This window comes from Klenkia taihuensis, assembly GCF_900112525.1.
Classification (GTDB): Bacteria; Actinomycetota; Actinomycetes; order Mycobacteriales; family Geodermatophilaceae; genus Klenkia; species Klenkia taihuensis.
Genome location: NZ_FOMD01000001.1, coordinates 646,680 through 665,203 on the forward strand (window position 1 = coordinate 646,680; position 18,524 = coordinate 665,203).

The following is an 18,524-nucleotide window of genomic DNA, read 5'->3' on the forward strand; positions in this document are numbered from 1 at the left end:
TGAGGCGTGCGGGACCCGGTTAGGCTGCGGCCGTGAGCGAGGAGCGGGCACCCGCCCAGCCGGTCCGCGACCCCACGGTCCTGCGCGGCCTGGCCCACCCGGTGCGGTCGCGGATCGTCGACGAGATGTACGCGACGGGCCCGGTCCGGGCGGCCGACATCGCCCGCGACCTCGGCATCCCGGCCAACCAGGCCAGCTTCCACCTGCGCCAGCTCGCGAAGTACGGCCTGGTGGAGGAGGCCCCGGACGCCGGCCGCGACCGCCGTGACCGGGTCTGGCAGCTGACCGCGCGGACCGGGCTGAGCATCGACGTCGGCGACCTGGCCACCGTCCCCGGCGGTCGGGCAGCGGTCGACCTCTGGCGGCAGCAGGCCAGCGCCTGGGCGCACGGGGTGGTCGACAGCGCCTACCGCCGCGAGCCCGACGACGCGGTCACCGTGCACATCAGCGCCTCGACCGTGCGGTTGACGAAGGACGAGGCCGCGCGGATGGCGGCCGAGCTGGACGACGTCGTCCAGGCGTGGGCCGACCGGACCCGGGGGCGGGACGGCGACCGCTCCACCTACGCCCTGTTCAGCGTCCTGCAGCCCTACCCCGAGGGCTGATCAGCCGCGGACGCGGTCGCCGTCCACCCAGACGCCAGCGACGTCCGCGGGCCCGCCGAGGGCGAACACCTTCGCCAGCGCGTCGTCGGGGCCGGCGGCTGAGCGGAGGACGACGTCCAGGGTCGAGCCCTCCGGCGGGCGCAGCCAGACCGCGTCGAAGCGCATGCCGACCGACAGGTGCCCGACGTCGGCCAGGCCCAGGGCCTCGGCGCCGGCCACCGTGGCCAGGTGCAGCAGGTCCGCCGGGGTCAGCGGCACGCCCTCGGGACCGAGGAGCTGCTGGGCGAAGTAGGCCTGCAGGCCCTCCTTGAGCAGCGAGAACCCGGTGCCGGCGCCGACGTCCGAGCCCAGCGCCACCCGGACGCCGGCCTCCCGGTGCCGGCGCAGCGGGAACAGGCCGCTGCCCAGCGCCGCGTTGGACGTCGGGCAGTGGGCCACCGCCGTCCCGCGCGCGGCCAGCACCCCGAGCTCGGCGTCGGTGGGGTGCACGTCGTGCGCCAGCACCGCCGCGGGCCCCAGCAGGCCGTACCGGTCGTAGCTGTCCACGTAGCCGCCGTGCAGGTCGGCCACCGCGGCCACCTCGGCGGGGTTCTCGTTCACGTGCGAGGTGAAGAACGCGTCGTCGAGCGAACCGAGCAGGTCGGCGCCGGCCTCCAGCAGCCCGGGTGAGCAGGACAGCGAGAAGCGCGGCGTCACCGCGTACCGCGACCGGCCCACCCCGTGCCAGCGGGCGGCCAGCGCCGCGCCCTCCTCCACCGAGCGGTCCGGCGTCGTCAGCAGGTCCTCCGGCAGCAGGCGGTCGCTGACCACCAGCCCCGAGGTCACCCGCAGCCCGACCCGCGCGGCCTCGGTGAACAGCGCGTCCACCGCCGTGGCGAAGTGCGAGCCGAAGACCAGCGCGGTCGTCGTCCCCGCCCGGACCAGGCCGTCGACGAACTCCGTCGCCACCGCCGACGCGTAGGCGGGCGCGGCCAGCTTGCACTCCTCGGGCAGGGCGCAGCGGTCCAGCCAGTCCAGCAGCGGCATGCCCAGCCCGCCGATCGCCCGGACCTGCGGGTAGTGCACGTGGGTGTCCACCAGCCCGGGCAGCACCACGCCGCCGCGCAGGTCGACGTCCGCCGCGGGGAAGTCCTCGGCCGGTCCCCGGGCCGTGACGACGCCGTCCTCGACCTGCAGCACCCCGTCGAGCGTGCGCAGCTCCCCGGCGACCGGGGTGTCGAGGAACGTGCCGCGGACCAGGGTCACGACGGCACGCGGGCGAGGGCGCCGAGCAGCGCCGCCGCCACGCTGACCGCGATGACCGCGGGGTCCTTGCCGGCCAGCTCCGGCAACCCGATCGGGCAGGTGATCCGGTCGGGGTCCGGGGCGCCGTCGGCGACCAGGGTGCGGCGGAACCGCGCCCACTTGCCGGCCGAGCCGATCAGCCCGATCGACGCCAGGCCCGGCGTCCGCAGCGCGGCGTCGCACAGCGCGGCGTCCTCGGCGTGGTCGTGCGTCATCACCAGCACGTGGCTGCCCGCGGGCAGCTCGGCCAGCACCAGCTCGGGCAGCACCGGCACCTGGTGCACGCGCACCGCGGCGACGGCGTCGTCCAGCACGGCGAGCCGCTCCGGGGTCAGCTGACCGGGCCGGCTGTCGACCAGGTGCAGGTCCAGGTCGTGCCGGGCCAGGATGCGGGCCAGCTCCAGCCCGACGTGCCCGATGCCGAACACCGCCACGGCGGGGACGACGGGCAGCGGCTCCAGCAGCAGCCCGACCTCGCCGCCGCAGCACTGCACGCCGTGCCGGTAGGGCGCCTTGTCCGACAGCGCGACCTCGACCAGCTCGGTCGCCCCGCCGGCGGCCAGCAGCTCGCGGGCCCGCTCGACGGCGACCGCCTCGAGGTTGCCGCCGCCCACGGTGCCGTGCAGCTCCGACGCCGTGACGACCATCTTGGCGCCGGCCTCCCGCGGGGAGTGGCCGCGCACGGTCGCCACGGTGACCAGCACGCCGGCCTCCCGGCGCTCGCGCAGCGCCTGCACGGCGCGGTCCCAGCGCATCAGGTCTGGCCCAGCACGCGCTCGGACTCCGGCCGGATCGGCGGGCCGTCGGGTTGGGGCGGCGCGGAGCCCCCGTCGCGCACGTGCGCGCCCTCGGCGGCGCGGGCCGCCTCGACCGCCCAGAACACCGCCTCCGGGGTGGCCGGCGACGCGAGGTCCACGGAGACCCTCGCTGGCCCGAACGCGGCGGCGGCCTGGCGCAGGGCCTCCCGGACCGAGAACGCCAGCATCAGCGGGGGCTCGCCGACCGCCTTGGAGCCGTAGACCGCGCCGTCCTCGTGCGCGGCGTCCAGCAGCGAGACCCGGAAGTCCTCGGGCATCTCGGAGAAGCTCGGCAGCTTGTACGTCGACGCCGAGGACGTGGTGATCTTGCCGGTGCGCTCGTCCCAGCGCAGGTCCTCCAGGGTCAGCCAGCCCACGCCCTGCACGAACCCGCCCTCGACCTGGCCGAGGTCGACCAGCGGGGACAGCGAGTCGCCGACGTCGTGCACGATGTCCACCCGCCGCACCCGGTAGGCGCCGGTGAACCCGTCGACCTCGACCTCGGCGGCGGCCACCCCGTAGGCGAAGTACTTGAACGGCTCGCCGCGCATCGCCGCGGAGTCCCAGTGCAGGCCCTCGGTCCGGTAGAAGCCGGCCGCCCACAGCTGCACCCGCGAGAAGTAGGCCAGCCGGACGACGTCCTCCCACGGCAGCGAGGCCCCGTCGGCGTCCAGGCCGCGCACCCGGCCCCCGACGAACCGCACGTCGGCCGCGGGCACGTGCAGCTCCTCGGCGGCGACCTGGGACAGCCGGGCCAGGATCTGCTCGCAGGCGTTCTTCACCGCGCCGCCGTTGAGGTCCGCGCCCGAGCTCGCCGCGGTGGCCGAGGTGTTGGGCACCTTGTCGGTGCGGGTGGGGGCCAGCCGCACCCGGGACAGCGGGACGCCGAGGGCGGTGGCCGCGACCTGCAGCATCTTGGTGTGCAGGCCCTGGCCCATCTCGGTGCCGCCGTGCGTGATGAGCACCGAGCCGTCCTTATAGACGTGCACCAGCGCCCCGCCCTGGTTGAAGGCGGTGAAGTTGAACGAGATGCCGAACTTGACCGGGGTGATGGCCAGCCCGCGCTTGAGGTGCGGCGACCCGGCGTTGAACGCCTCGATGCCGGCGGTGCGGGCGTGGAAGTCCGAGGAGTCCAGCACCTGCTGCCACGCCGTCGCGAGCCGGTCGGCGTGCCGCACGGGCTGGCCGTAGGGGGTGTCCTGGCCCGGCGCGTAGAAGTTCCGCCGGCGCAGCTCCTCGGCCGTGAAGCCCAGCGCCGGGGCGCAGCGGCCCAGCACGTCCTCGATCACCAGCATGCCCTGCGGCCCGCCGAAGCCGCGGAACGCCGTCTGCGAGGTCTTGTTGGTCTTCGCGATCCGGCCGTTCACCCGCACCGCGGGGATCCAGTACGCGTTGTCGATGTGGCACAGGGCCCGGGCCAGCACCGGCTCGGAGAGGTCCAGGCTCCAGCCGCCGTCCGAGGTCAGCGTCGCGTCCAGCGCGGTCAGCCGGCCGTCGTCGTCGAACCCGACCCGCCACTGGGCCAGGAAGCCGTGCCGCTTGCCGGTCATGGTGATGTCCTGCGCGCGGTTGAGCCGCAGCCGCACGGGCCGGCCGGTGAGCCGGGCGCCGAGCGCGGCGACGGCCGCGAGGCCGTGCGGCTGCATCTCCTTGCCGCCGAACCCGCCGCCCATCCGCAGGCACTGCACGGTGACCTCGCTGCTGGCCAGGCCCAGCACGTGCGCGACGATCTCCTGCGTCTCGGTGGGGTGCTGGGTGCTCGACTGCACGAACACCTGGCCGTTCTCGTCGACCTGGGCCAGCGCGCAGTGGGTCTCCAGGTAGAAGTGCTCCTGGCCGGCGAACTCGAACTCGCCGCTGAACACGTGCGCCGACCCGGCGAGGGCCTCCTCGACGTCCGGGCCGCGCAGCAGGGTCGGCCGGCCGCCCTGGAAGGACTCCGCGGCCACCGCGTCGCGCACGGTGACCAGCGCGGGCAGCTCCTCGACGTCCACCTCGACGGCGACCGCGCCGAGCCGGGCGGCCTCCAGCGTCTCGCCGAGCACCCAGGCCACCGCGTGGCCGAAGAACATGACCTCGTCGGGGAACAGCGGCTCGTCGTGCTTGACCCCGGCGTCGTTCACGCCGGGGACGTCGGCCGCGGTGAGCACCCGCACCACCCCGGGGACGGCGGTCGCGGCGTCGGTGCGGACGGCGGTGACCCGCGCGTGCGCGGCGAGCACCTGCACCGGCCACGCGTGCAGCACGCCCTTGGTGCGGCCGACCAGGTCGTCGGTGTAGAGCGCCTGCCCGGTGACGTGCAGCGCGGCGGCCTCGTGCGGCACGGACGCGCCGACCACGGCGCCGAGCGGGCGTTCGGACAGGGCACTCATGCCGGCACCTCCGCGGCGGTCTTGAGCAGGGCCTGGCGCAGCATCGCCCGGCGGTAGGCGGCGCTGGCCCGGTGGTCGTCGAGCGGGGTGCCCTCGGTGGCCAGCACGTCGGCGGCCGCGGCGACGTCGGGCCACCGCGCCCCGACCAGGGCCTCCTCGGTGGCGCGGGCCCGGATCGGGGTCGCGGCGACCCCGCCCAGCCCGATCCGGGCCCGGGTGACCTCGCCGTCCACCACGTCCAGGCCGATCGCGACGGCGACGCTGGAGATGTCGTCGAACCGCCGCTTGGCGATCTTGGTGAAAGCGACCAGCCCGGGTTGCGGCTGCGGGATGCGGACGGCGCGGATGAGCTCGCCCGCCGTCCGCACGCTGCGCCGGTAGCCGGTGAAGTAGTCGGCCAGGGCCACCTCGCGCTCGCCGGCCGCCGAGACCAGCACCAGCGAGGCGTCCAGGGCGAGCAGGCCGGGGGCGGTGTCGCCGATGGGGGAGCCGGTGCCCAGGTTGCCGCCCAGCGTCGCGCCGTTGCGGATCAGCACGGAGGCGAACTGGGGGAGCAGCAGGTCCAGCAGCGGGACCGCGCCGTCCAGCCGGGCGGCCACCTCGCTGAGGGTGACCGCGGCGCCGATCTCGACGACCTCGTCGGTGACCGAGACCCCGCGGAGCTCGGGCAGCCGGTCGATGGCGACCACCTGGGCCGCCCGCAGGCCGCGCAGGTTGACCTCGACGCCGTGGTCGGTGGAGCCGGCGACGACCACCGCGTCGGGGTGCTCGGCGAGCAACGCCAGCGCGGCGGGCAGGTCGGCGGGGCGGGTGAACCCGGGGACGTCGGTCGGGGCCGCCTCGGGGGCGGGACGGGCCTGCCGGCCGGCCAGCGCGTCGTCGGCGGCGGGGGAGGCCAGGGCGTAGGCGGCGTCGCGGATCGGCCGGTAGCCGGTGCAGCGGCAGAGGTTGCCCGACAGGGCGTGCAGGTCGAAGCCGTTCGGGCCGTGCTCGGGCGTGGGCTCGCCGGGCGCCTCGATCGGGACCCGGTCGGGCCGGTAGAACTCCGCGGCCATCGAGCAGACGAAGCCCGGGGTGCAGTAGCCGCACTGCGAGCCGCCGCGCACCGCCATCTCGTGCTGCACGGGGTGCAGGTTGGCGGGGGTGCCCAGGCCCTCGGCGGTGACCACCTCCTGGCCGTCGAGCGCCAGCACCGGGACCAGGCAGGCGTTCAGCGCCGTCCAGCGGGTGGGGGTCGTCGTCCCGGGGCGGGCGACCAGCACCGAGCAGGCGCCGCACTCGCCCTCGGCGCAGCCCTCCTTGGCCCCGACCAGGCCCGACTCCCGCAGCCAGTCCAGCGCTGTGGTGTGCGCGGGGACGCCGTCCAGGGGGACGGTGCGCCCGTTCACGGTCAGGCTCGGGGACGTCATGGGACGGACTCCTCGGGGTCGGTGCGGGGCTCCAGGGTGCACCCCCGAGATTGCGAGCAGGTCTCGACGGGCCCGCCGACCGTTGTGGAACGTCTCCGTCCCAGGTTCTATGGGGGCTCCGACCTGCAGGGAGGCACGTCGATGAGCGCCGCGCGCCGGATCGGCACGCTCGCCCAGCTGCTGGGCGCCGTCGTGCTGGCCGGGGTGCTGGTGGCCGCCGCCCTGTTCCCGGTGGTCGGCGGGATCGGCGTGACCGCGCGCAACTCCGCGTCGCTGTTGGACGCGCTGCCGGTCGAGCTCACCGACCGCACGCCGCCGGGCAACACCGTGGTGCTGGCAGCCAACGGCGAGGTGATCACCGGGTTCTACGACGAGAACCGCGCCCCGGTCGCCCCCGACGCCATCGCCGAGGTCATGAAGCAGGCGATGGTCGCCATCGAGGACGCCCGCTTCTTCTCCCACAACGGCCTGGACGTGCAGGGCACGCTGCGCGCCGCGGTGACCAACCTGGTCGCCGGCGACGTGCAGGAGGGCGGCTCGACGCTGACCCAGCAGCTGGTCAAGCAGACCCTGCTGCAGACCGCCGAGACGCCGCAGGAGGCCGCCGCGGCCACCGAGCAGACGCTGGAGCGCAAGCTGCGCGAGGCCCGGCTCGCCCTGGCGCTGGAGGAGACCTACTCCAAGGACGAGATCCTCACCCGCTACCTGAACATCGTGTACTTCGGGCAGAACGCCTACGGGGTGCAGGCCGCCGCCCGCATCTACTTCTCCGTCGACGCGGCCGACCTGACCCTGCCGCAGGCGGCGATGCTCGCCGGGCTGGCGCAGAGCCCCACCAACGACGACCCCACGGTCAACCCGGACGCCGCGACGACCCGGCGCAACCAGGTGCTGGACCGGATGGCCGCCCAGGGGATGGTCAGCACCGTCGACGCGCAGGCCGCCCAGGCCGCCCCGCTGGGCCTGGCCCTCGGCGCGGCCCCGCCGCGCGGGTGCGTGCAGGCCTCGGTCGGCGCCTTCGTCTGCGACTACGTGCAGCGCTACCTGACCCAGACGCTGGGCATCAGCCAGGAGCAGCTCGAGCACGACGGGCTGACCATCCAGACCACGCTGGACCCCGACCTGCAGCGGGCCGGGGACGCCGCGGTGCTGCAGACCCTGCCGATGGGCGACTCCCTGGCCGGCATGTTCACCGCCGTCCAGCCCGGCACCGGCCACCTGCTGGCGATGAGCGTGAACCGGGTCTTCGGCTACGACCCGGCCGACCCGGCGCAGGAGTCCTACAACCTCAACGTCGCCGCCAGCCAGGGCTCGGGGTCGACGTACAAGGTGTTCACCGCCGCCGCGGCGCTGGCCCGGCAGTACTCGCAGTACTACACGCTGACCACCTCGGACCCCTACGTGTCCCGGGTCTACCGCGACGGCAGCGAGCCCTACGACGTGCGCAACGCCGGCCGCTACTCCCCGACGCTGGACCTCTCCACCGCGCTGTACCAGTCCTCCAACACCTACTTCCTGGCGCTGGAGGACGCGCTGGGCAGCGTCGAGGAACCGGTGCGGATGGCCGAGGCGGCGGGGCTGTTCCAGTTCAGCGACCCGGGCCTGCCGCAGCAGATCATCGACGAGAACCGGGGGTCGTTCACCTTCGGCGCCGAGGCCACCAGCCCGCTCGCCCTGGCCAGCGCGTACTCGACCTTCGCGGCCAGCGGCACCCGCTGCCTGGTCACGCCGGTGACCGCCGTCCTCGACCGCACCGGCGCCCCGCTCACCGACGCCGACGGCGCCCCCGTCGTCCGCGGCGACCAGTGCACCCCCGGGGCGATCAACCCGGGCGTGGCCACCACGATGAACCAGATCCTGCGACGCGACGTCGAGCCCGGGAACCCCGGCCAGACCGGCTCGCGCGCCTACGTCGCCGGCCACCAGATCGCCGGCAAGACCGGCACCTCGCAGGACAACTTCTCCGCCGCCTTCGTCGGCTACACCCCCGAGATCACCGCCAGCGTCATGGTGCTCAACCCCAAGCAGAACCAGGACGTCGGCGGCTTCGGCGGCAACAAGCCGGCCACCATCTGGCGGGCGGCGATGGCGCCGATCCTCGAGGCCCGCGGCAGCGGGGAGTTCCCGCCCGCCGACCCCTCCGTCGTCAACGGCAACACCCGCCCGGTGCCCGGCTGCGGCTCGGTGTCGGCCTGCCGTTCGGCGCTGACGTCGGCCGGGTTCGTGCCGCAGACCGTGACGGTCAACGGCAGCAGCCCGTCGGGGTCCCTGCTGGGCACCAGCCCGCCGGCCGGGGGCCGCGCCGTCGTCGGCCAGGTGGTCACCATCCGGGTCAGCAACGGCGCCTCCTACGTGCCGCCCGCCCCGGCACCCGCACCGGCGCCGGCGCCCGCCCCGGGACCGGCGCCCCCACCGGGGCTGCCGGTCCCGGGGCCGCCGGTGGTCCCGGGGCTGCCGACGGACTAGCTCGTGTGGTGCACGGCGGCCGGCTCGCTGACCGGCGTCGGGATGCCCTCGTACCGGGCCTTGAGCTGCAGGGCCAGGTACAGCGAGTAGTGCCGCGACTGGTGCAGGTTCCCGCCGTGCATCCACAGCTGCGGGACGGCGGTGGGCTTCCACATGCCGCGCTGCTCGCCCTCCCACGGGCCCGGGTCCTTGGTGGTGTCCGAGCCCAGCCCCCAGACCTTGCCCACCCGGTCGGCGGTCTCCGCGTCGACGAGGTCGGCGATCCAGCCGTTCATCGAGTCGTAGCCGGTCGCGTAGACCACCAGGTCGGCCGGCAGCTCCGTGCCGTCCTCCAGCACGACGGCGTCCTCGGTGAGCTCGCGCACTTGGCCGCCGACCAGCTTCACCGACCCGTTCGCGATGAGCTCGGAGGCCCCCACGTCGATGTAGTAGCCCGAGCCCCGCCGCAGGTACTTGAGGAACAGCCCGGAGTCGTCGTCGCCGAAGTCGAGCTGGAACCCGGCCTTCTCCAGCCGGGAGTAGAACTCGGCGTCGTCGATGCGGATCTGGTCGTAGAGCGGCTTCTGGAACTCGCCCATGATCCGGTAGGGCAGCGAGGCGAAGGTCAGGTCGGCCTTCTCCGTGGTCACCCCGTTGGCCACGGCGCTCTCGGAGTACAGGCCCTCCATCGTGCCCATCAGCGAGGCGCTGGTGACGATGTGCGTCGAGCTGCGCTGCACCATCGTGACGTCGGCGCCGTGCTCCCACAGGGCGGCGCAGATGTCGTGGGCGGAGTTGTTGGAGCCGACGACGACCACCTCCTTGCCCCGGTACTCCTCGGGGCCGGGGTGCTGCGAGCTGTGCTGCTGCTCCCCGCGGAAGCGGTCCATGCCCGGGAAGTGCGGCATCCGGGCCTTGCCGGACATGCCGGTGGCGAAGACCAGCTGGGTCGGGTGCAGCGTCAGCCGCTCGCCGTCGCGGGTGAGCTGGACGGTCCAGGTGCCGGCGGCCTCGTCGAAGGAGGCGGACTCGACCGTGGTGGAGCTCCAGTAGTTCAGCTCCATGACCTTGACGTACATCTCCAGCCAGTCACCGATCTTGTCCTTCGGCGCGAACACCGGCCAGTTCTCCGGGAACGGCAGGTAGGGCAGGTGGTCGTACCAGACCGGGTCGTGCAGGCACAGGGACTTGTAGCGGGACCGCCACTGGTCCCCGGGCCGGGCGTGCCGGTCCACCACGATCGTGGGGACGTCGAGCTGGCGCAGCCGGGCACCCAGCGCGATGCCGCCCTGGCCGCCGCCGATGACCAGCACGTAGGGCTGACGGGTGTAGCCGAGCTCGACGGCCTCGGCGTCACGACGCTCCAGCCAGGTCTGCCGGTCCTTGTTGGCCCCGTGCTCGGCGCCCATCGGCCGCTCCCGGCCGGCCTTCTCCTCGTGGCCCGTCAGCTCGAAGAGGGTGGTCAGCAAGGTCCACGCCTTGCCGTCCTGGAGCCGCAGGTGGCCGCGGCCGCGACCGACGGCGGTCTCGAAGTGGATCCACGCCTCGTCGACGCCGTCGGCACCGGTGGGCTCCTCGCCCTCGGTCACCCGGAACCCGGTCGGGTCGACCCGGTCCAGCACCTCGGTCAGCCGGGCGCGGACGGCGTCCTGGCCCTCCGCGGTGGTGATGTTCCAGGTGAAGGCGATCAGGTCGCGCCAGAAGCAGGTGGGCGCGAACAGCTCGACGGCCGCGTCCACGTCGCGGGCGGTGAGCGCGGCCTGGAAGTCGGCCAGCCAGGACTCGACGCGGCCCGCGGGGGTGTCGGTGGGCCGTTCCAGGGTCTGGGTCATGCGGGTCCCTCCTCGTCGCGGCCGGCCTCGTCGCCGTCCGCGCGCCCATCGCACACCTGGCGCGGGCGTCGCGGCAGGGTTGCAGAGGGTTGCGCGATCGGTGGTCCAGGTCACACGCTGGACGGGTGCCCCGGCAGCTGATCGACGCGTCCTGGCGCCGGGTGGCCGCCGCCGGGGTCGACCCGGGCGGCGGCCCCGGGCAGGCGGTGCTGACCGACGCCGAGGTGTCCCGGCGGGTGGTCAGCGGCCCGCTGGCCCCGATGCTCCCCGTGCTGCGCGACCGGCTCGAGCCCGTGGCGCGGGCCTGCGGCCAGCTGGTCGTGGTCACCGGCACCGACGGCCGGGTGCTCTGGCAGGGCGGGGCGCCGGAGGTGCGGCGGCGGGCCGACGGCCTGGGCTTCGTGCCCGGCGCGGCCTGGGACGAGCCGACCGTGGGCACCAACGCCATCGGCACCTGCCTGGTGGTGGGCACTCCGGTCGGCGTGCACGGCGGCGAGCACTACGTCGACGGCCACCAGCAGTGGACCTGCGCCGCCGCCCCGCTGCGGGACCCGGTCGGCGGCGGTCTGCTCGGCGTCGTCGACCTGTCCGGGCCGGCCCGCACCGCGCACCCCGGTGCGCTGGCGCTGGTGTCGGCGGTGGCGGCACTGGCCGAGCACGAGGTGCGCGCCGCGCACGACCGGGTGCTGGAGCAGCTGCGCCGGGTGGCCGGCCCGCTGCTGGCCCGGGTCGAGGGCCGCGCCCTGGTGCTGGCCCCGGACGGCGCGACCGCGGCGGCCACCGGGTTCGCCGGCCCGGCCCGGGTGGTGCTGCCCGCCGGCCTGGACGGCGGCCCCGCGGTGCTGCCGGGGCTGGGAGCCTGCCGGGTCGAGCCGCTGCCCGGCGGCTGGCTGGTGCGGCTGGACGACGCCGAGCCCGGCGGTGCGACCGACGTGCTGCTGGACCTGTCCGGTGACCGGCCGGTGCTGCGGGTGGCTGCGCCGACCGGCTCGTGGACCGACGTCCTCGGGCTGCGGCACGCGGAGATCCTGCTGGCCCTGGCCGAGGCGCCCGGCGGCCGCAGCGCGGGGGAGCTGGCCGACGACCTGTTCGCCGACCCCACCCGCACGGTCACCGTGCGGGCCGAGGTGTCCCGGCTGCGCCGTGCGGTCGGGCCGCTGCTGGCGACCCGGCCCTACCGGTTCGCTGAGGGCGTCACGGTGCAGGTGCGCCGGCCGGCCGGTCGGCTGCTGCCGGGGTCGGTGGCGCCGGTGGTGCTCCGCGCGCGAGCCGCTCGTCCAGTGCCTGCGTGAGCAGCCAGCCCGCGACCACCACCAGGTGCAGCACCCACAGCCACAGCCCGATCGCGATCACCCCGCCGACCACGTCCAGCCCGCCGAACGGGGCACCCAGGGCGAACGGCAGGCGCAGGAACAGCACGAACCCCTGGAGGAACCCCGACAGCGACGCCGCGGTGAAGAACGCGCCGACCACGATGGCCCGCCAGCGCAGCATCCCCGGCGCCACCACCCGGAACCCCCACACCAGCGGGACGGCGAGGGCGAACAGCACCGTGTAGAAGCCGACCGCGATCGACCCCACCCGGCCCCAGAACCCGTGCTCCTGCAGGTCGGCGAGCACGGGCACGACCATGAGCACGGCCAGCAGCAGGAACGGCGCGACGACCAGCAGGGGGACGACGGCCAGCCGGCCCCGCCAGCCGGTGAAGCTGTCCTCCTGGCCGGTGAACCGCAGCAGGGCCCGGCGCAGGCCCTCGCCCCAGAACGTCATCGGCAGCAGCGCCAGCAGGCCGCCCAGCCAGGTCAGCGTGGTGCCCGCCTCGGCGAGCGCCGCGAGCGCGTCGGGGGCGCCGAGCTGGTCGGGCAGCACCTCGCCGAGGGTGTCGAGGTAGCCGCGCACCGTCCCCCGGGAGGTGAGCAGGCTGGTCAGCCCCAGCGCGAGCAGCAGCAGCGGGACGACGGAGATGCCCGCGTAGAAGGTCAACCCGGCGGCGATCAGCGACAGGTCCCGGCCGCGCAGCCCGCGGCGCACGGAGCGCAGCAGCCCGCGGGTCTCGGAACGCCATCGGGTCACCCGGCCCACTCCACCACCCCGCGGGCGCCGCCGCCCGGTCAGCCGAGCACGACCTCCCCGGAGAAGCCGGTGACCTCGACCTCTCCCGCGGCGCTCACCGCCACGGTGACGTCGTCGGACCCGATGCGCAGGCCCTCGACCCGCAGCGCGCCCAGCGGCGCCGGCCGCAGCGGTGCCACCTCCAGCCGGCCGGCCGGCACGTCGGGCCGCAGCCCCAGCACCGCGGTGAGGACCGCGACGGGTGCGGCGGCCGACCACGCCTGCGGACGGCAGGACGCCGGGTAGGCCAGGGCCCGCCGGACCTCGGTGGCCGGGTCGCCGGCGAACAGCTCGGGCAGCCGCTGGCCGAAGGACTCCCCGGCGGCCAGGACCCCGCGGGCCAGCGAGGCCGCCGGCGCCCGGTGGCCGTCGCGGGCCAGGCCGGTCAGCGCGATCGCCGTGTCGTGCGGCCACACCGAGCCGCAGTGGTAGGTCAGCGGGCCGTAGCCGCCGGCGGTGGTGGCCATGGTGCGCAGCCCGAAGCCGGAGTCCATCGCCGGGGAGCCGAGCCGGGCGGCGACCTGCGCGGACTCCTCGGCGTCGAGCAGGCCGGTGCCCAGCAGGTGACCCATGTTCGAGGCGGGCGCGTCGACCGGGACCTTGTCGCCGTCCAGCGCGATGGCGGGGTAGCGGCCCTCGGCGTCGCCGACCCAGAACGCGTCCCGGAACCGGGCGCGCAGGTCGGCGGCCCGGTCCCGCCACCGCTGCGCGCCGGGCCGGCCGAACGCCTCCAGCAGCGCGGCGCCGCCGAGCATCGCCTCGTGCGCGTAGGCCTGCGCCTCGGCCAGCGCGATCGGGCCGTCGGCGATCCGGCCGTCGACGAACCGGACCGAGTCGTGGCTGTCCTTCCACCCCTGGTTGGCCAGGCCCGTGCCGGTGCGGTCGAGGTACTCCAGGAAGCCGTCGCCGTCGGGGTCGGCATCGGTGGCCAGCCACCCCAGCGCCCGCTCCAGCGGGTCCAGCAGTGCCTCGACCTCGTCCGCGGGCAGGCCCCACCGCCAGGCGTCGTGCAGCAGGCAGACCCACAGCGGGGTGGCGTCGACGGTCCCGAAGTACACCGGCGGCAGGAACGGGGTGGTCCCCTCCTCGGCCACGGGCGGACGGCGGATCTCGTGCAGGACCTTGCCCGGCTCCTCGCCCGTCGCGTCGTCCCGGCGGGTGCCCTGCCGGGCGGCCAGCGTGCGCAGCGTGCCGCCGGCCAGCTCGGTGCCCAGCGGCAGCAGCAGCCGCGCCGTCCAGAGGCTGTCCCGGCCGAACAGGGTCAGGTACCAGGGCGCACCGGCGGCGGCGAAGACGTCGTCGGGCTCGGTGGTGGTCACCATCCGCAGCCCGGCCAGGTCCTCCAGCGACTGGGTCAGCAGCGGGGCCAGGCGGGAGTCGTCGCAGGTCACCCGCGGGGTCGACCAGGTGGACGGCGTGGGCGCGGCGGCGGTGACCCCGCCGGGGTCGACCACCCGCACCGACCAGTCCAGCGCCACCTCGCCGCGCGGCGGGACCTCGACGGTCCAGGTGAGCCGGCCGTGGTCGCCGTCCGCCTCCAGCCCGGGGACGGCGACGACGACGCCGCGTCCGGCCCAGCCCTCGCCGTCGGGGGCGACCAGCGGGCGGGGCTGCCCGCTCTTGACCTCCTCGACGGTGGCCAGGTCGGTGGCCAGGGTCAGCACCACCTCGGCGTGCAGCGGCTGCGCTGCGCCGGAGACCAGGCGGAGGGTCTCGGTGAGCCCGTCGTCGGCCAGCTCGCGCACGGTCTCCAGGCGGATCGTCGGGTCGGGGCCGGGGTCGCCGAGCCCGCGCAGGACGGCGACGTGCCGGCTGGTGCCGGTCCCGGTGCTGCCGCCGCCGATGCCGTCGGGTGCCCGGCCGGCCACGGTCACCCCGACCACCGACAGCACCCGGACGTCGCCGCAGTAGACGCCCTCGGCGCCCTGGCCGCGGACCGTGCCGTCGTGGGCCGACAGCACGCTCACCGGCGCCCGCAGGCACACGTCGAGCTCGTGCACGGTCGGCTGCAGACCTGGGTCGCTCGTCATTCGACCGATCCAACCCGATCCCGGGGCCGACGCACAAGCTGGGTCCGAGGTCGACTTGACACGGGCCTGTCAGCGGCGCACTGTGCCAGCCATCACTTTGGATCGGTCAAATCTAGGAGGTGCGCGGTGGACCCCGACGACGGCGTCGAGCGCCCGACCCTGGCCAGCGTGGCGGCCCTCGCGCAGGTCTCCAAGCAGACCGTCAGCAACGTGCTCAACGCGCCGCACCTGGTCAGCGAGACCACCCTCGACCGGGTCCGCGCCGTCATCGACGAGGTCGGCTACCGACCGCTGCGGGCCGCGCAGCAGATGCGCAGCCACCGCTCCCAGCTGATCGGCATCCGCATCGACCCGGTCCGCGAGGGCCTGGGCGGCATCGTCCTCGACCAGTTCCTGCACGCCCTCACCCGCAGCGCCGAGGAGTCCGGCCACCGGATGGTGCTGTTCACCGCCGACGACGCCGAGGGCGAGGTCGAGGCCTACGACGAGCTGGTCGCCGGCTTCGCCGTGGACGCCTTCGTGCTCACCGGCACCTCGCACGGCGACCCCCGCACCGCGTGGCTGCGCCGCCGCCGGCTGCCGGTGGCCAGCTTCGGCCGGCCCTGGGACGACCCCGCCGGGCGCAGCTGGGTCGACACCGACGGCGCCGCGGGGACCCGCGCGGCCGTCGAGCACCTGGTCGCACAGGGCCACACCCGGGTCGCCTTCCTCGGCTGGCCGGTGGGCTCGGGCACCGGCGACGACCGGCGGGCCGGCTGGGTGGACGCGATGTCCTCGGCCGGCCTGCCCGTCGCCGGCCTGGACGCCGGCCTCCCCGACGACCCCGCGGTCGCCCAGGCCGCGGCGCTGGGCCTGCTGGCCGCCCGCGGGGTGACCGCGCTGGTCTGCGCCTCGGACTCCCTGGCCCTGGGTGCGCTGGGCGCGGTGCAGGAGCTGGGCCGCCGTCCCGGGGCCGACGTCGGCGTCGTCGGGTTCGACGACAGCCCGGTGGCCGCCGCGATCGGGCTGTCCTCGGTCGCCCAGCCGGTCGCCGCCGCGGCCGCGGCCTGCATCGACCTGCTGCGCGCCCAGCTGGACCCCGGCCCCGGCGCCACCGCCGACGAGCCCGTGCTGCTCGCCCCCCGGCTGGTGGTGCGGGCGTCGTCCGAGCGCGGCGGCCCCCCGGCCGTCGTCCCCCCGGTCCTGGCCACCCCCTGACCCACCCGACCGGCGGCACCGCGCCGCCGGCCACCTCGACGAGGAGGAACCCCGTGAGATCCCCGATCCGACGGTCCGCGCAGGCGGCGGTCGCCGTCGCCGCGCTGTCCCTGGCCGCCGCCTGCGGCGGCGGGTTCGACGACACCGCCGAGCAGCAGGAGTCCGGCAGCGCGTCGCTGACCATGCTCATCGCCAGCTCCGGCGACGCCGAGACCGAGGCCGTGCAGGCGCAGGTCGACGCCTACGAGCAGGAGTCGGGCAACACCGTCGAGGTCCAGGTGGCCGCGGACCTGTCGCAGGAGCTCGCGCAGGGCTTCGCCGGCGGCAACCCGCCCGACGTGTTCTACCTCGACGCCAGCCGGCTGGCCGACCAGGCCGACGCGGGCAACCTGTTCCCCTACGTGGACCAGGTCGACGACGTCGACGACTTCTACCCGAACCTGGTCGACGCCTTCACCTACCAGGACACCCAGTACTGCCTGCCCAAGGACTTCTCCACCCTCGCGCTGGAGATCAACGACGCCGCCTGGTCGGCCGCGGGCCTGACCGAGGCCGACTACCCGACCACCTGGGACCAGCTGGCGTCGGTGGCGCAGCGGCTGACCACCGGCACCCAGACCGGCCTGGTCATCGGCGACACCCGCGACCGGGTGGGCGCGTTCATGGTCGAGGCCGGCGGCTGGTTCCTCAACGGCGACGGCACCGAGGCCACCGTGGACACCCCGCAGAACCTCGAGGCGCTGCAGTACCTGCAGACCAACCTCGCCGCCGGCTCCTTCGCCTACCCGAGCGCCGTCGACGCGGGCTGGGGCGGCGAGGCCTTCGGCACCGGCAAGGCCGCGATGACCATCGAGGGCAACTGGATCGTCGGCGCGATGGAGTCCGACTACCCCGAGGTCGGCTACACCGTCGTCCCGCTGCCCGAGGGCCCGGACGGCCCCGGCACCCTGTCCTTCACCAACTGCCTGGCCGTGGCCGCCGACAGCGACGCCCAGGACGCCGCGGTCGACCTCGCCACCTACCTGACCGGCGCGGACGCGATGACCGCGCTCACCCAGGACACCGGCGTGCTGCCCTCCCGCCAGTCGCTGGCCGACGCCTACCTGGAGCAGTTCCCGGAGCGGCAGGCCTACATCGACGGCGCGGAGTACGCGCAGGGCCCGGTCAACGCCCCGGGTGCCGAGCAGGTGCTGCTGGACTTCGACAGCCAGCTCGGTGGCCTGGCCACCGGTGACCCGGAGGCCATCCTGCAGTCCACGCAGACCAACCTCGAGCCGCTGGTCGGCGGATGACCGCCGCCCCGGCCCCCGCGGGGGGTCTGCAGACGCGGCCCCTGCGGGGGTCGGGGGGCGCCTCGCGCGCGGGGCAGGGCCGGGCGGGGTGGGCCTTCGCCACCCCGCAGGCCGTGCTCATCGGGCTGTTCGTGCTCATCCCGATCCTCATGGCGTTCTGGGTGAGCCTGACCGACTGGCGCGGCCGCGGGTCGCCGTTCAGCGGGTCGGTGGGCTTCGTCGGGTTCGACAACTACGCGGCGATCCTCACCGAGCCGGGCCTGGCCCGGCAGGACTTCATGACCTCGCTGCGCAACAACGCCTGGTACGTGCTGCTGGTCGTGCCGCTGCAGACCGCGATCGCGCTGGGCCTGGCGCTGGTGCTCAACTCCAGGATCCGGGCCAAGGGCTTCTTCCGGACGGCGTTCTACTTCCCGACCGTCACCAGCTCGGTGGCCATCAGCCTGGTCTTCATCTTCCTGTTCACCGGCGGGGGCGCGGTCAACGCGCTGCTCGGGGTGTTCGGCATCGACGGGCCCAACTGGTTCAGCGACAGCCGCGGCCTGCTGCACCTGGCCGGCGACGGCCTCGGGCTGTGGGACTCGGCGAACCCGCCGGCCGCGCTCACCGACGGCGGGCCCCTGGGCCTGACCTGGTGGGACTGGCTCAGCGGCCCCTCGATCGCGCTGGCCGCGCTGATCCTGCTGGTGGTCTGGACGTCGGCCGGCGGCTACATGCTCATGTTCCTGGCCGCGCTGCAGGACGTGCCCGCCGACGTCCGCGAGGCCGCGGTCATGGACGGCGCCAACCGGTGGCAGCGGTTCCGTGCCGTGACGTTGCCGGCGCTGCGCCCGACCCTGTTCCTGGTCACGACGCTGGGCCTGATCGGCACCTGGCAGGTGTTCGACCAGGTGTACCTGATCAGCCAGGGCAACCCGGCCAAGACCACGCTGACGCCGGCCTACCTGAGCTACACGTCGGCCTTCGAGACCGGGCAGTGGGGCCGCGCCGCGGCGATGTCGTTCGTGCTCTTCGCGATCATCGTCGTGCTGACCACGCTGCAGCGGTTCCTCATGCGCGACAAGGACGCCATCGCCGAGAGGAGGGCGGCCCGCGCGGTCGCCCGGCGGCGGACGTCCACGACCTTCTTCCACGCGGACCGGTGAGGCA

13 protein-coding genes are annotated in these 18,524 nt (G+C 75.2%); 6 read left to right on the plus strand and 7 right to left on the minus strand.

Annotation, left to right across the window (positions count from 1 at the left end):
• Positions 1-32 precede the first annotated feature (32 nt).
• Positions 33-605 carry a helix-turn-helix domain-containing protein gene (locus tag BM158_RS03185; protein ID WP_207506128.1) on the plus strand — a complete coding sequence of 191 codons (573 nt, stop codon included), beginning with the start codon at positions 33-35 and terminating at the stop codon, positions 603-605.
• Here the strand turns inward: BM158_RS03185 and BM158_RS03190 are convergent, their stop codons facing one another.
• The 4 genes from BM158_RS03190 to BM158_RS03205 are packed head-to-tail and all read right to left on the minus strand — an operon-like array spanning position 606 to position 6,467.
• Positions 606-1,850, minus strand: coding sequence for a guanine deaminase (locus tag BM158_RS03190; protein ID WP_091554631.1), 1,245 nt, complete (start codon positions 1,848-1,850; stop codon positions 606-608). It abuts the gene before it with no gap.
• Positions 1,847-2,644: a xanthine dehydrogenase accessory protein XdhC gene (gene xdhC / locus BM158_RS03195; RefSeq protein WP_091554633.1), complete on the minus strand. Its 798-nt coding sequence runs from the start codon at positions 2,642-2,644 to the stop codon at positions 1,847-1,849. The genes BM158_RS03190 and xdhC overlap by 4 nt, the downstream gene beginning before the upstream one ends.
• Positions 2,644-5,058 carry a xanthine dehydrogenase molybdopterin binding subunit gene (xdhB, locus tag BM158_RS03200; RefSeq protein WP_091554635.1) on the minus strand — a complete coding sequence of 805 codons (2,415 nt, stop codon included), beginning with the start codon at positions 5,056-5,058 and terminating at the stop codon, positions 2,644-2,646. The genes xdhC and xdhB overlap by 1 nt, the downstream gene beginning before the upstream one ends.
• On the minus strand, positions 5,055-6,467 hold the full coding sequence (locus BM158_RS03205; protein ID WP_091554637.1) for a xanthine dehydrogenase small subunit: 1,413 nt from the start codon (positions 6,465-6,467) through the stop codon (positions 5,055-5,057). The genes xdhB and BM158_RS03205 overlap by 4 nt, the downstream gene beginning before the upstream one ends.
• A 141-nt stretch (positions 6,468-6,608) precedes the next feature.
• Between BM158_RS03205 and BM158_RS03210 the strand changes: the two genes are divergently transcribed.
• A complete protein-coding gene (locus tag BM158_RS03210) occupies positions 6,609-8,933 on the plus strand; it encodes a penicillin-binding protein (RefSeq protein WP_091554639.1) in 2,325 nt (774 codons plus the stop codon).
• On the opposite strand, the gene BM158_RS03215 is transcribed toward BM158_RS03210, so the two are convergent.
• Entirely contained in the window at positions 8,930-10,744 is a 1,815-nt protein-coding gene (locus tag BM158_RS03215; RefSeq protein WP_091554641.1) for an NAD(P)/FAD-dependent oxidoreductase, read from the minus strand. The genes BM158_RS03210 and BM158_RS03215 overlap by 4 nt on opposite strands.
• Positions 10,745-10,869: 125 nt before the next feature.
• Between BM158_RS03215 and BM158_RS03220 the strand changes: the two genes are divergently transcribed.
• The gene (locus tag BM158_RS03220; RefSeq protein WP_229827481.1) at positions 10,870-12,036 is read left to right on the plus strand and encodes a GAF domain-containing protein; all 1,167 of its coding nucleotides are present in this window, start codon (positions 10,870-10,872) and stop codon (positions 12,034-12,036) included.
• On the opposite strand, the gene BM158_RS03225 is transcribed toward BM158_RS03220, so the two are convergent.
• Together BM158_RS03225 and BM158_RS03230 are read right to left on the minus strand one after the other, a co-directional pair.
• A complete protein-coding gene (locus BM158_RS03225; RefSeq protein WP_091556244.1) occupies positions 11,939-12,817 on the minus strand; it encodes a YihY/virulence factor BrkB family protein in 879 nt (292 codons plus the stop codon). The two genes, BM158_RS03220 and BM158_RS03225, sit on opposite strands and share 98 nt — an antisense overlap.
• 38 nt (positions 12,818-12,855) lie before the next feature.
• Positions 12,856-14,886, minus strand: a complete 2,031-nt coding sequence (locus BM158_RS03230) for a glycogen debranching N-terminal domain-containing protein (RefSeq protein WP_091554645.1) — start codon at positions 14,884-14,886, stop codon at positions 12,856-12,858.
• 126 nt (positions 14,887-15,012) lie between these two features.
• Here BM158_RS03230 and BM158_RS03235 point away from each other — a divergent pair, with 126 nt between their 5' ends.
• From BM158_RS03235 to BM158_RS03245, 3 genes are read left to right on the plus strand one after another with little or no spacing between them, the layout of a single operon-like run.
• Positions 15,013-16,083, plus strand: coding sequence for a LacI family DNA-binding transcriptional regulator (locus BM158_RS03235; protein WP_091554646.1), 1,071 nt, complete (start codon positions 15,013-15,015; stop codon positions 16,081-16,083).
• A 53-nt stretch (positions 16,084-16,136) separates the two neighbouring features.
• Positions 16,137-17,375 (plus strand): extracellular solute-binding protein, encoded by a 1,239-nt coding sequence (locus BM158_RS03240; protein ID WP_091554648.1) that lies wholly within the window; start codon positions 16,137-16,139, stop codon positions 17,373-17,375.
• Positions 17,372-18,520 (plus strand): carbohydrate ABC transporter permease, encoded by a 1,149-nt coding sequence (locus tag BM158_RS03245; RefSeq protein ID WP_091554651.1) that lies wholly within the window; start codon positions 17,372-17,374, stop codon positions 18,518-18,520. Before BM158_RS03240 ends, BM158_RS03245 begins: the two co-directional genes overlap by 4 nt.
• The last annotated feature ends 4 nt before the right edge of the window (positions 18,521-18,524 follow it).

Bases quoted from the DNA above. Each gene is read 5' to 3' on its own strand.
- BM158_RS03230 (WP_091554645.1), bottom strand. From the start codon at position 14,886: ATGACGAGCGACCCAGGTCTGCAGCCGACCGTGCACGAGCTCGACGTG.
- xdhB (WP_091554635.1), bottom strand. From the start codon at position 5,058: ATGAGTGCCCTGTCCGAACGCCCGCTCGGCGCCGTGGTCGGCGCGTCC.
- xdhC (WP_091554633.1), bottom strand. From the start codon at position 2,644: ATGCGCTGGGACCGCGCCGTGCAGGCGCTGCGCGAGCGCCGGGAGGCC.
- BM158_RS03245 (WP_091554651.1), top strand. From the start codon at position 17,372: ATGACCGCCGCCCCGGCCCCCGCGGGGGGTCTGCAGACGCGGCCCCTG.
- BM158_RS03210 (WP_091554639.1), top strand. From the start codon at position 6,609: ATGAGCGCCGCGCGCCGGATCGGCACGCTCGCCCAGCTGCTGGGCGCC.
- BM158_RS03205 (WP_091554637.1), bottom strand. From the start codon at position 6,467: ATGACGTCCCCGAGCCTGACCGTGAACGGGCGCACCGTCCCCCTGGAC.
- BM158_RS03215 (WP_091554641.1), bottom strand. From the start codon at position 10,744: ATGACCCAGACCCTGGAACGGCCCACCGACACCCCCGCGGGCCGCGTC.